This window comes from Pseudomonas sp. HP_14 (assembly GCF_055283875.1).
In genome coordinates this window covers 1-277 of record NZ_JBTOQI010000037.1, presented here as the reverse complement: position 1 = coordinate 277, position 277 = coordinate 1, and the positions used below count along the sequence as shown (strand labels likewise).

Here is a 277-nt window from a genome sequence, read left to right as displayed (position 1 = left end):
ACCTACTCTCACATGGGGAAACCCCACACTACCATCGGCGATACATCGTTTCACTACTGAGTTCGGGATGGGATCAGGTGGTTCCAATGCTCTATGGTCGTCAAGAAATTCTGTAGTCAAACCGTTACCGCAGTAACGTGTCGACAAAATTCTATGGCTTCTACTAAAACAAAACCCCTGAACGCGTAAGCGATCAGGGGTTCTGGAATTTAATCTTGACGATGACCTACTCTCACATGGGGAAACCCCACACTACCATCGGCGATACATCGTTTCA

General features: G+C 47.3%; 1 rRNA gene. It reads right to left on the bottom strand.

Annotated features, from left to right (window positions below):
• Positions 1-105, bottom strand: a 5S ribosomal RNA gene (gene rrf / locus ACYASS_RS19195); the annotation flags it as partial.
• Between the last annotated feature and the right edge of the window lie 172 nt (positions 106-277).